Here is a 12375-nt window from a genome sequence, read left to right on the forward strand (position 1 = left end):
GCTAAGATGATTCTCGAAAATTTAGGTGATAAATTACAAGAAGCACTGAAAAAGCTTTCCGGAAAAGGAAAGGTTTCAGAAAAAGACATCAAAGAGGTGATGCGAGAAGTAAAGCTCAGCCTCTTAGAAGCCGATGTCAACTTCAAAGTCGTCAAAGACTTTGTCGCTAAGGTCACGGAGCGCTCTTTAGGATCTGAAGTCATGGAGAGCCTCACACCTGGCCAACAGGTGATTAAGATCGTACGCGATGAGCTCACGGAACTTTTAGGTTCCTCTTCAAGTCGTCTCACGATGAATACGAATGGTACGACCGTTTTCATGATGGTCGGTCTTCAAGGTCAAGGTAAGACGACGAACGGAGCAAAGCTTGCAGCTAAGCTCAAGGAAAAGGGCCGTCGTCCGATGCTCGTAGCACTCGACATCTATCGTCCTGCTGCTATCGATCAACTCGAAGTATTAGGTAAACAGATTCAAGTTCCCGTCTTTCGCCTCGACGGTAAAAGGCCAGAGGAAATTGCTAAAGCTGCACTCCTCGAAGCACCAAAGACGAGCCGAGATGTACTCATTCTCGATACGGCAGGTCGCTTGGCGATAGACGATGAAATGATGCAAGAACTTGAGCGTGTCAAGGAAATTGCCAAACCCACTGAAATCCTTCTCGTCGTTGATGCGATGGTAGGTCAAGAATCGGTGAATGTCGCGAAAACCTTTAACGACCGCTTAGGAATCGACGGCATCATCATGACAAAGATGGACGGTGATACGCGTGGTGGTGCTGCATTAAGCATGAAGGCCATGACGGGTGCACCGATCAAATTCATCGGTACGGGAGAAAAAATTGTCTCCTCAGCCCTTGAAGATTTCTATCCTGATCGCATGGCTTCTCGTATCCTTGGCATGGGAGACATGCTTAGCCTCATCGAAAAGGCCGAGAAGAACTTCGATGAAAAGAAAGCCAAAGAGCTTGAAGCTCGTATGCAAAAGGAAGGTCTCAACTTCAACGACTTTCTCGATCAGCTCGAGCAGATGAAAAACATGGGATCACTTCAAGAGATCCTATCCATGATTCCAGGGCTCGGTAGTAATAAGATGCTAAAGAACTTAAATATCGATGAAAAAGAGTTCTCACGCGTCGAAGCGATCATTCATTCCATGACGGAAAAGGAACGTACCAACCCTGATCTACTCAATCCTAGTCGCAAAGAACGCATCGCCAAAGGCTCAGGCACGTCCATTAACGATGTCAATCGCCTCGTAAAGCAGTTCGTTCAAATGCGAAAGACCATGAAAAAATTTACTGGAGCACAGAAAAAAGGAAAGAATCCCTTTGGTGGATTTAACTTACCTTTCTGAATATAAAAGGAGGAACAAATGGTTAAAATTCGTTTAAAGCGTATGGGTCAACATAAGCGCCCCTTCTACCGCATTGTCGTTGCTGATTCAAGAAGCCCAAGAAATGGTCGCTTCATTGAAGAAATCGGTTATTACAATCCTATGGTTGAACCGGAAGTCTTAAAAATTGACGCAGAAAAAGCACTCGAATGGATCAAGAACGGTGCTCAACCGACTGACCGTGCCCGCGATCTACTCAAGAAAAACGGCGTCATCGACGCGTAATGGGTAAGGGCATGGAAGATTTAATTCGTGTGATGGTAGAACCTCTCTTAGAACAGCCAGAAAGCTTACACTTTGAGACCGAGACCGTCGAGGATGAAATTACGATCACCATTCACGTGGCAGAATCAGATATCGGCCGCGTCATTGGTAAGGGTGGTAAAGTCATCAATGCAATTCGCACGGTTGTTAAGGCTGCTGCCATCAAGAAGAACTTAAGAGTATTCGTAGAAGTCGTATGATAGTCATTGGAAAGATCGTAAGAACGGTAGGACTGAAGGGCTTTGTTCGTTTTTATCCCTATGCCGAAAAGACGTCCATTCAAGAAGACGTCACCGTCTGGATTCAAGAGAAGCCCTACGAAGTTCAAGACATTCAGGTACAAAAAAATATGTTAAACGTGCGTCTCAAGGGATTCGATACGATCGAATCGGCTGAGAAGCTCGTAGGCTATGAAGTATTCATGGAAAAAGAAGATATCGAACTAGAAGACGATGAATTCCTCTTCGTCGATCTCATCGGTTTAACCGTGAAGTCGACCGAGGGAGAAGTGATCGGAACCGTTTCAGATATCTTAGAAAGATCCTATCAAGACATCTTAGTCGTAGGAGATACACTCATTCCTTTTGTCGATGAATTCATTAAGAAAGTCGACCTGGAAGAAAAGTGCATCACCGTACAAGTCATTGAGGGTCTCCTATGAAAGTGAAGATCTTTACGCTGTTTCCTGAATTCTTTGAGAGCTACCAACATTTTGGTATTATTAAAAGAGCCCTTGATCAAGGCCTGATCGAGTTCGATACCGTTCAGATTCGCGATTTTTCTACCGATAAACACCACCGCGTAGATGATTACCCCTTTAGCGGATCTTCCGGAATGCTAATGACTCCACAACCACTCTTCGATGCACTCGAAGGGGAGAAGGAAGTCATCTATCTCTCTCCTAGAGGAAAAGTCTTGACTCAGGAGAAGGCGAGAGAGCTTTCCCAAAAGAAAGAACTGACGCTCCTTTGTGGGCACTACGAGGGTATCGACCAACGCGTCATTGATACGTTTGTCACCGAAGAAATCTCCATCGGAGATTACATCTTAAGTGGCGGCGAGATTGCAGCGCTAGTCCTCATGGACACGGTGTTTCGCTTGATTCCCGGTGTCATTCGTTCAGAATCCACCCAAAGCGAAAGTCATGAGCGCTATCTACTAGAATACAATCAGTACACAAGACCGAGAGTCTTTCGCGGACTCGAGGTACCAGAGGTGCTCTTTAACGGCAACCACGAAGAAATTCGTAAGTATTTGCTCGATGAAAGCATCCGAATCACTTTACGAGAGCGTCCCGATTTAATCGAGGAAGGCCTCAAAAACAATGCATACTCCAAGGAGATCTTGGAGCGAATGAAAACAATACGAGAGGAGGATTCTCATGAACCAAAGCATCATTCGTGATCTTGAAATGGAAGGCTTGAAGCAGGATATTCCAGAATTCCATGTAGGAGATTCTGTAAAAGTACACATTCGAATCACTGAAGGTAAGCGCGAGCGTATTCAAATTTTTGAAGGACTCGTCATTAAACGCCAAGGCGGTGGTATCCAAGAACGTTTCACTGTTCGTAAGATCAGCTACGGTGTCGGTGTTGAAAAGACATTTGCTGTTCATTCACCGATGATCGATAAGATCGAAGTAACACGCCATGGTAATGTTCGCCGTGCGAAGCTCTACTACATCCGTGAGCGCGTCGGTAAAGCTTCTAAAGTCAAAGAGAGAATCTAAAGGACTGCTCCGGCAGTTCTTTTTTTAGGAGAAAAAGATGAACATCCAATGGTACCCCGGACATATGAAAAAGACCCACGACTTGATCGAAGAGCACATTAAGCTTGTCGATCTCGTTGTGGAGCTCCTAGATGCAAGAGCCGTACGTTCTACGATCAATCCTCAATTTGACGATCTTCTAGGAAATAAAAAGAGGCTTAAAGTCCTCAATAAATCGGATCTAGCAGACCCCGAGATCAACAAAGAGTGGATCGACTATTTTCAAAGCACCGGTTACGATACCTTGCTCTTTAATGCGAAAAGCGATAACCCGAGTAAGCTCATTCAGCAGATTGAAGCGACGGGTCGCTTTGTGCACGAAAAAAACCTCGAACAAAATCGCCGTCCAAGAGCCATTCGAGCCATGATTATAGGCGTTCCTAACGTAGGAAAGAGCTCCCTCATTAACCGCATTGCAGGAAAATACGTCGCAAAAGCACACAATAAACCGGGCGTAACGCGTGGAAAACAGTGGATTCGCTTAGGTCGTGTCGATCTCTTCGATACGCCTGGTATCCTTTGGCCTAAGTTTGAAGACGAAAGGCAAGCGAGACACCTCGCTTTCATCGGTTCCATTAACGATGACATCTTAGATTTACATGAATTGTCCTACTATCTCATAGAGGAACTTCAGGAGAAGTATCCAAACGCCCTTAAGGAGCGCTTTTCGATCGAAGGAATCGATCCTTTTTCTGAGATTGCAAAGAAACGTGGATGCATCCTAAGCGGTGGAAGGATTGATGAAGAACGTACGAGTACGCTCATCATGGATGAATTCCGATCTGGTAAACTCGGGAGGTTTAGTCTTGAATCGCCCACTGAGTGAACTTAAAGATGCTCCCTTAGAGGAGCTATTAGAACTTGTAAAGACGGATCAGAGAGTAGGGCTTAAAAACCTCATTAAAAGAAAAGAGCGGGAAAAGGAAAGGGAAGCCAACCTAATAAAAGAATATAACGAGAGAAACGTATATGAGCTTCCCTACTATGAAAAAGGTCTCTTGGTCGCTGGAATCGACGAGGTAGGGCGGGGACCCCTAGCGGGCCCTGTCGTAAGTGCCGTCTGTATTCTAGATCCTAAAAAGAGAATTCTAGGTTTAAAAGACTCGAAGAAACTCACTGCTAAGGCGAGAGAAGAACTCGTGTTAGAGATTAAAGAGAAGGCTATCGCATATTCCATTCAAGAAGTGAGTGAAGCGGTCATCGATTCCATTAACATTTTAAATGCCACGAAAAAAGCCATGCTTCAAGCGCTTCAGACGATAAACCCGAAGCCCGATGTCCTCTTGATCGATGCCCTTACGCTCGATACACCCATCTTTCAGAAAGCCATCATTCACGGTGACGATCTCAGTAATAGCATCGCTGCCGCAAGTATCCTTGCGAAAGTCTATAGAGATGAACTTATGGATGAGTATTCAACGCTTTACCCGGAATACGGTTTTGAAAAAAACAAAGGCTACGGAACGAGTGAACATATGGAAGCACTCTATTCTATTGGCCCATGTCCTATTCACAGAAAAAGCTTTTTACACCTTACCAATTTGGAATAAATTCCCCTTTTTAACGCATGCCTTCCTCATTTTCCTATGATACTGAGGGAGGCATTATGATTTTAGAAAAAAAAGACTATCCAGAAGCACTTCTTAACCTTTATCCGGCCTTAAAGAATCTCTATTACAGAGGAAATTTAGAACTACTTCAAAAGCCCAATGTCGTTATCGTTGGCACTCGCCAAATGACAGGCTACGCTCGTTCTGTCACGGAACTTCTGGTTGAAAAACTCGTTTCGCATGGTATAGTTATAATCAGTGGCTTTGCAGAGGGAGTCGATTTTTGTGCTCAATCTACGGCTTTAGCCCTTGGAGGAGAGAGCATTGGCGTGCTCGGAAGCGGTGTATTTGTCGATTATCCGAAAGGGCGACAAGCGTTCTTTCATCGCTTTCAAGAGTCCTTACTTCTTTTAAGTGAGTACAGCGATCAAACGACGCCAAAGCCGTATCATTTTCCCATGAGAAATCGCATTCTAGCTGCTCTCTCACAAAATATTGTCGTCATCGAAGGTTCCTTTCAAAGTGGAACACTCATTACTGCAAAGCACGGCTTAGAACAGGGTAAAAACATCTGGGCACTGCCACACCGAACGATCGATGAACTCGGAAGCGGTTGCAACTGGCTCATCAGTCAAGGTGCTTACCTTTTAGATAATCCCCAAGAACTCATCGAAGACATCCTGAGGAGGAATTATGGCCGACCATTTGGTTATCGTAGAGTCCCCTTCCAAAGCGAAGACCATTGAAAAATTTTTAGGTAAAAAATATAAGGTGTTAGCAAGCGTAGGACACATTCGTGACCTTCCTAAAAGCAAGCTCGGAGTCGATGTAGAAAACGACTTTGAACCTCAATACATTACGATCCGTGGAAAGGGTCCTGTCATTCAAGAGCTCAAAAAAGAAAAGCTCAAAGCCAAAGATGTCCTCATCGCAACGGACCCTGATAGAGAAGGGGAGGCCATCGCTTGGCACATTGAACAAGCGCTTGAACTTGACCCCAAGACGCCATCTCGCGTCACCTTCCACGAGATTACAAAAGATGCCGTTTTAAAGGCTGTAAATGAACCTCGAACGATCGACATGTCGCTCGTAAATTCTCAGCAAGCTCGCCGTATCGTAGACCGTCTCGTAGGTTATAAGATTTCTCCTATCCTTTGGAGAAAGGTCATGAAAGGTCTTTCTGCCGGTCGTGTTCAATCGATTGCAACGCGCCTCATCATCGAGCGTGAACGAGAAATTCAAGCCTTTGAAGCGAAGGAATACTGGGAGTTCTTTATCGACTTTGAGACGAAAAAAGGAATACTTAAATCGCAAGTCGATAAGTACAACGGAAAAGCTTTAAAGATTTCAAACGAAGAAGAGGCGACACCTATTACAGAGCTTCTAAAAAAAGAGCCTTTTCACGTGTCTTCCATTCAAGAAAAAGAAAAGACACGTGCTCCTTACTTGCCCTTTACGACCTCAACCTTACAGCAGGATGCCGCTAATAAGCTAAACTTTTCATCATCAAAGACCATGATGGTCGCTCAAAAGCTTTATGAAGGTATTCCTGTCAAGGGACAAAATACAGGTCTCATTACCTACATGCGTACAGACTCCACACGCGTGTCGGAATCTGCATTAGAACAAGCCAAAGACTACATCGTAGCTACCTTTGGAAATGACTACTATTATAAACGTCAGGCGAAGGCCGATAAGAATGCACAAGATGCGCACGAAGCCATTCGTCCGACTTACATCGAATACACGCCAGAAGAGCTTTCAGTCTACTTAGGCCGTGATGAACTTCGGCTCTATACGCTCATCTGGGAACGCTTCATCGCTTCGCAGATGTCAAATGCTCGCTTTATGACCAAGACCATCGTCTGCCAAAGTGAACACTTTGAAACCAAAGCGAAAGGCGATACGCTCCTCTTTGACGGTTTCTTAAAGGTCTATACACACGCAAAAGAAAAGGCAGACCTTTTACCACTCGTAAGTGAAGGCGATTCACTTAAGACAAAACACGTCACACCCGAACAGAAATTCACCCAGCCCCCAGCTCGTTACACCGAAGCTTCCCTCATTAAGGAACTTGAAGAGCTCGGCATCGGCCGCCCTTCGACCTACGCTCCAACGCTCTATACCATCTTAAAACGTGGCTATGTGTCGAAGGAAAAAAAACAACTCGTTCCGACGGAACTAGGTGAGGTTACGAATAAAATCCTAGAAGAAAACTTCCTAGACTTCGTCGAACCGACCTTTACGCGTGAACTCGAAACGAGCTTAGACGGCATCAGTGAAGATCATCTCGACTGGAGGAGCGTCGTAGGTAACCTCTATGGTCACCTTGAACCTCTCGTTCAGAAGGCGGAAGAAAGCGTTCAGAAATACGACCTCAGCGAAGTGACCGATCTCAAGTGTGAAAAATGTGGTTCCCCGATGCTCATTAAAAAGACTGTAAAGGGAAACTTCTACGCATGCTCGAACTATCCTGAATGTAAAAATACGAAGTCGATCTTAAAAGAGATCGGTATTCACTGTCCACTCTGTGAGGACGGTCAGATTGTAGAACGAAAGACCAAGAAGCTTCGCGTCTTCTGGGGTTGTTCGAACTTCCCAGAGTGCTCCTTTGCAAGCTGGACGAAGCCCATCGATAAACCGTGCCCTGAATGTGGCTCGCTTTTAAGCGAAGGAAATGGAAAACTTCGTAACTACATCGTATGTACCAATAAAGAGTGTGGTTATAAGACCCCTAAAAATAAGGCCTAATTGGCCTTTTTTTCTTGCATACTTTTCGAACGTATGGTAGTATTTTTAGTGGTTTACAAATACACACCCGTTCATGCCCCTTGTGGAAAATTCAACCGGACGGGGAGGTAAAACAAGGAGGAAACCATGTCAGTTATTTCTATGAAGAGTCTTTTGGAAGCAGGCGTTCACTTCGGTCACCAAACAAAACGTTGGAACCCCAAGATGAAGCCATATATCTACACAGAGCGTAACGGCATCTACATCATCGACCTTCAAAAGTCAGTAAAGATGCTCGAAGAAGCTTACGACTTCGTACGTGAACTATCTTCAAAGGGCGGAACTGTGCTCTTTGTCGGTACAAAGAAGCAAGCGAGAGAATCTGTTCAACAAGAAGCAGATCGTTCTGGTATGTACTACATCGACCAATCCTGGAAGGGTGGTCTCTTAACAAACTTCCAAACGATTAAGAAACGTATTGATTACTTAGATCAACTCGACCGCATGGAAGCAGATGGAACTTTTGATGCACTTCCTAAGAAAGAAGTTATTCTCTTAAAGCGCGAAAAAGAAAAGCTCCTTCGTTTCTTCAGCGGTATCCGCAAAATGGATAAGCTTCCAAGTGCTCTCTTTATCATCGACCAAGCAAAAGAGAAGCTCGCTATTCACGAAGCTAAACTTTTAGGTATTCCGGTTATCGGTGTCATCGACACCAATGCCGATCCGGACGATATCACATTCCCGATCCCTGGTAACGACGACGCTATCCGTGCGATCAAGCTACTCTGTGCAACGATCGCTGATGCTGTCATCGAAGGCCGTCAAGGTAAAGATGCCGAGGTTACGGAAACAGCTCCAGAAGAAGTTGTAGAAGAAGTCGAAGAAACAGAAGAAGTTGTAGAAAGTGAAGAGGAAGGAGAAGAAGAATAATGGCTATTACCACAAGCATGATTAAAGAGCTCCGTGAAATGACCGGCGCTGGTATGCTCGATGTTAAGAAGGCACTCGAAGAGTGCGATGGAAACATGGAGGCAGCAGTAGACTATCTTCGTGAAAAGGGACTCGCTAAGAGCCAAAAGAAGAGCGGTCGTGTCACAGCTGAAGGCCTTGTTGCTTACTACTCTGAGAACGCAAAGAGCGGTGCTGTCGTAGAAGTGAACGCAGAAACAGACTTCGTATCAAAGAACCAAGAGTTCGTAGATATGGTCGATCTCTTTGCTAAGACTGCCTATGAAAATAAGATTTCTGACGTCGAAGTTCTAAAAGAAACAAACCTTTCTGGACTCAATCAGAAAGCAAGCGAACTCCTCACAGAAAAGATCGCAAAGATCGGTGAAAACATGAGCCTACGTCGTGCGAAGTACGTCGAGGGTGACGTCGTAAGCCAATACAACCACGGAAATGGTCGTATTGTAGCCATTTGCTCCTTTAAGACCGACGCTACAGCTGAACAGCTTGAAGAAGTCGGTAAAGACATCTGCATGCAGATTGCTTCCATGAATCCACGCTACATCTCACCAAAGGATGTAGATAGCGATTACATTGCTAGAGAAAAAGAAGTCCTCATGCAACAAGCACTCAATGAAAATGCAGAGCTTGAAGCACAAGGTAAAAAAGGTAAGCCAGTAAACATCATCGAAAAGATGGTTGAAGGCAGACTTCAAAAAGAGCTTAAGGACGTATGTCTAACAGAACAGGCCTTCATCAAAGATGGTGACTTGACAGTAGGTAAGTACCTAGAAAACGCTGCCAAGACTCTTGGTAAGGCTGTTGAGATTGCTGAAATCGTTCGCTATGAAGTGGGCGAGGGCATTCAAAAGAGAGAAGAAAACTTCGCCGAAGAAGTCCAAAAGCAGATCGGTTAAAGAGAACACTCTGTGTTCTCTTTTTTTAGGAGGAATGATGAAATACAAGCGTATCTTATTAAAACTGAGTGGTGAAGCACTAGCAAAAGACACGGGCTTCGGCATTAGCGATGAAACCGTTCGTCGCACTGCAGCACAGATTAAAGAGCTCTATCAAAAGGGCTATGAGATTGCTATCGTCGTAGGAGGAGGTAACTTCTGGAGAGGAAGAACGTCTGGAAGTATGGACCGCTCAACGGCAGACTACATGGGCATGCTGGCAACCGTTTTAAACGGTCTTGCTCTACAAGATGCCATTGAAGCCATCGACATTCCTACGCGCGTCATGAGTGCCATCGAGATGGATCGTGTGGCTGAACCCTACATTCGTAGAAAAGCTGTTAGTCACCTTGAAAAGGGTCGCGTTGTCATCTTTAGCGGTGGTACGGGAAACCCCTTCTTTTCAACCGATACGACAGCTGCACTAAGAGCTGCTGAAATTGAAGCAGAAATCATTCTCTTTGCAAAAACCATCGACGGAGTTTACGATAAAGATCCGAAGGTATGGAAAGATGCCAAGAAATTTGATAAAATGACATATAAACAAGTTTTAAATCAAGAGCTTCAAGTCATGGACCAGACGGCTGCTGCCCTCTTAAAAGAGACCGACATTCCTTGTCTCGTTTTCGCCATGAAAGAAGAGGGAGCCTTGATTCGAGCGCTCGAGGATGAATCGATTGGTACGATCATCAGGAAGGATGTAGAATGAGAAACGATATTCATGTACAACTAGAGAAAACTATCGATAAGACGATTGATTTTATGAAAACGGAGCTTTCAAGTGTCCGTGCTGGCCGTGCAAATCCACAAATCTTAGACCGTATCCGTATCGACTACTACGGTACAGAAACACCATTAAAGCAACTCGCTACGATCAACTGCCCAGAGGCACGTCAAATTACCGTGACTCCTTTTGACCGTTCAGCCATTGCTGCCATTGAAAAAGCCATTCTCGTAAGCGACCTCGGACTCAATCCATCAAACGACGGAAAGATGATTCGCTTAAATCTTCCTGTTCTTACAGAAGAAAACCGTAAGGAACTTACGAAAGTTGCTAAAAAGATCGGTGAAGATACGAAGATCAACGTTCGTAATGCGAGAAGAACGGCGAACGACGAATTAAAGAAACAAGAAAAAGAGGGCGAGATTTCAGAAGACGACCGCATCAGTGCTGAAAAGGAAGTTCAGACCATTACAGATAAAGGCGTCGTTGAAATCGATAAGCTCATCGAAGAAAAAATCAGCGAAATCATGGAAGTATAGTTTTCGATGATTCCGAATCACGTGGCCTTTATCATGGACGGAAATGGCCGTTGGGCGACCCAAAAAGGGTTAAAGCGTACCGACGGGCATCGTGCTGGCACGGAGAACATTCGCTCGATCATTCGTCATTCAAAAGACTTAGGGATCAAGCATTTGACCTTCTATGCCTTTAGCACAGAAAATTTCAGACGCCCCTTAGAAGAGGTTCAATATCTCATGGAACTCATTAAAGAATACTTTCTTTCTGAGATCGATGAGCTCTTTACAGAAGGTGCGCGGATTCACGTCATCGGAGAGCTAGAACGCTTTAGCTTTCCCATTCGAAAAGTTCTTACGAATGCGATGGAAAAAACCAAAGAAAACGATACCATTCACATTTACTTAGCGCTCGCCTATGGTGGACGACAGGAAATCGTTAGAGCGGTCAATCGACTACTCGAAAGTGGTTCAAAAAGCATATCTGAAAAGGAATTTGAGGAGATGCTCTATACGAAAGGCGTTCCCGATCCCGACCTCGTCATTCGCACGAGTGGGGAGGAGCGCATTTCAAACTTCCTTCTCTATCAGATTGCTTATTCTGAGTTCTACTTTACTGACGTACTTTGGCCTGATTTTTCCGTAGCGGAATACGATAAGGCTCTCTTAGAGTTTTCCAAACGGACGAGACGCTTTGGAGGTTTACAGGATGCAAAAACGACTCATTAGTGGCTTCATTGGACTGCTCTTATTTGTCGCAGTTCTCATTGTAAAGGGACCCATTCAACGCATAGCTTTTATCATCGTGAGCTTCGTTGCGATGCTTGAATTAAAGCTCGCCATAGGTGCCCCAAAAAAGATGGATCTGATCCTTTCAATGATCACGCTGTCCTTCATTTTCTATATCCTTCCCGATATGGTCATGGGGGCCATTATCCTTTACTACTTAATGAGCGTCTTACTATCCATCTTACACAAGGATGTGTCCGTCGATCGCTTCTTAGGTAATACCTTTGCATTTACCTACGTAGCACTGGGCTTCTTTCTCATTCAACGTGCGATCAGTGCTCCCATTTCGACACCGAACTATGCGCTCATCTTTACGGTCGCTTGGGGATCTGATACGGCTGCCTACTTTGTAGGTCAGTACTTTGGAACGAAGAAGCTTGCTCCTCGCATTTCTCCCAATAAAACGGTAGAAGGAGCACTCGGTGGAATCTTAGGAAGTGTGCTCGTTAGCTTCATCATCTACCTCTTACTCTTACGTAACGGTGGACTCACGATGGTCGGCGTTCTCGCCTTTAGCGTCATCGGTGCAATCATTGCAGAACTCGGTGACCTCGCGGCATCCAAACTTAAGAGAGACTTTAATATTAAAGATTACGGTTTCATTCTACCGGGTCACGGTGGAATCATGGACCGCTTCGATAGCGTCATTCCCGTAGCGGCTCTCTATTACCTCATGTATTTATTAATGTAACGAGCGAGTGCTTTAAAAAGCCCTCGCTTTTTTTGTGGTATAATCTTC

At 44.8% G+C, this 12375-nt stretch carries 16 protein-coding genes; all 16 read left to right on the top strand.

Annotated elements, in window-relative coordinates; genetic code table 11:
* Positions 1 to 6 precede the first annotated feature (6 nt).
* The 16 genes from ffh (at position 7) to ACUB3H_RS00885 (ending at position 12327) form a co-directional block, all read left to right on the top strand.
* Positions 7 to 1353, top strand: coding sequence for a signal recognition particle protein (gene ffh / locus ACUB3H_RS00810; RefSeq protein ID WP_459128746.1), 1347 nt, complete (start codon positions 7 to 9; stop codon positions 1351 to 1353).
* Positions 1354 to 1371: 18 nt separating this feature from the next.
* The gene (gene rpsP, locus ACUB3H_RS00815) at positions 1372 to 1617 is read left to right on the top strand and encodes a 30S ribosomal protein S16 (RefSeq protein WP_459128747.1); all 246 of its coding nucleotides are present in this window, start codon (positions 1372 to 1374) and stop codon (positions 1615 to 1617) included.
* 11 nt (positions 1618 to 1628) lie between these two features.
* Positions 1629 to 1856, top strand: a complete 228-nt coding sequence (locus tag ACUB3H_RS00820; RefSeq protein ID WP_459128748.1) for a KH domain-containing protein — start codon at positions 1629 to 1631, stop codon at positions 1854 to 1856.
* Entirely contained in the window at positions 1853 to 2317 is a 465-nt protein-coding gene (gene rimM / locus ACUB3H_RS00825; protein ID WP_459128749.1) for a ribosome maturation factor RimM, read from the top strand. Before ACUB3H_RS00820 ends, rimM begins: the two co-directional genes overlap by 4 nt.
* A complete protein-coding gene (gene trmD, locus ACUB3H_RS00830) occupies positions 2314 to 3060 on the top strand; it encodes a tRNA (guanosine(37)-N1)-methyltransferase TrmD (RefSeq protein WP_459128750.1) in 747 nt (248 codons plus the stop codon). The genes rimM and trmD overlap by 4 nt, the downstream gene beginning before the upstream one ends.
* Positions 3038 to 3385 (top strand): 50S ribosomal protein L19, encoded by a 348-nt coding sequence (rplS, locus tag ACUB3H_RS00835; protein ID WP_459128751.1) that lies wholly within the window; start codon positions 3038 to 3040, stop codon positions 3383 to 3385. The genes trmD and rplS overlap by 23 nt, the downstream gene beginning before the upstream one ends.
* A gap of 37 nt (positions 3386 to 3422) precedes the next feature.
* Positions 3423 to 4250, top strand: coding sequence for a ribosome biogenesis GTPase YlqF (gene ylqF / locus ACUB3H_RS00840; RefSeq protein ID WP_459128752.1), 828 nt, complete (start codon positions 3423 to 3425; stop codon positions 4248 to 4250).
* Positions 4231 to 4974, top strand: a complete 744-nt coding sequence (locus ACUB3H_RS00845) for a ribonuclease HII (protein ID WP_459128753.1) — start codon at positions 4231 to 4233, stop codon at positions 4972 to 4974. The genes ylqF and ACUB3H_RS00845 overlap by 20 nt, the downstream gene beginning before the upstream one ends.
* Before the next feature lie 56 nt (positions 4975 to 5030).
* Positions 5031 to 5720 carry a DNA-processing protein DprA gene (gene dprA / locus ACUB3H_RS00850; RefSeq protein ID WP_459128754.1) on the top strand — a complete coding sequence of 230 codons (690 nt, stop codon included), beginning with the start codon at positions 5031 to 5033 and terminating at the stop codon, positions 5718 to 5720.
* Complete coding sequence (gene topA / locus ACUB3H_RS00855) at positions 5668 to 7725, top strand: type I DNA topoisomerase (RefSeq protein ID WP_459128755.1); 2058 nt, start codon at positions 5668 to 5670, stop codon at positions 7723 to 7725. Before dprA ends, topA begins: the two co-directional genes overlap by 53 nt.
* A gap of 126 nt (positions 7726 to 7851) precedes the next feature.
* A complete protein-coding gene (gene rpsB / locus ACUB3H_RS00860; RefSeq protein WP_459128756.1) occupies positions 7852 to 8634 on the top strand; it encodes a 30S ribosomal protein S2 in 783 nt (260 codons plus the stop codon).
* A complete protein-coding gene (gene tsf / locus ACUB3H_RS00865; RefSeq protein WP_459128757.1) occupies positions 8634 to 9569 on the top strand; it encodes a translation elongation factor Ts in 936 nt (311 codons plus the stop codon). The genes rpsB and tsf overlap by 1 nt, the downstream gene beginning before the upstream one ends.
* A 37-nt stretch (positions 9570 to 9606) precedes the next feature.
* Complete coding sequence (gene pyrH / locus ACUB3H_RS00870) at positions 9607 to 10317, top strand: UMP kinase (protein ID WP_459128758.1); 711 nt, start codon at positions 9607 to 9609, stop codon at positions 10315 to 10317.
* Positions 10314 to 10871, top strand: coding sequence for a ribosome recycling factor (frr, locus tag ACUB3H_RS00875; protein ID WP_459128759.1), 558 nt, complete (start codon positions 10314 to 10316; stop codon positions 10869 to 10871). Before pyrH ends, frr begins: the two co-directional genes overlap by 4 nt.
* 6 nt (positions 10872 to 10877) lie before the next feature.
* Entirely contained in the window at positions 10878 to 11576 is a 699-nt protein-coding gene (uppS, locus tag ACUB3H_RS00880) for a polyprenyl diphosphate synthase (RefSeq protein ID WP_459128760.1), read from the top strand.
* On the top strand, positions 11557 to 12327 hold the full coding sequence (locus tag ACUB3H_RS00885; RefSeq protein ID WP_459128761.1) for a phosphatidate cytidylyltransferase: 771 nt from the start codon (positions 11557 to 11559) through the stop codon (positions 12325 to 12327). The genes uppS and ACUB3H_RS00885 overlap by 20 nt, the downstream gene beginning before the upstream one ends.
* Positions 12328 to 12375: the final 48 nt, after the last annotated feature.

The organism is Guggenheimella bovis, from assembly GCF_054492335.1.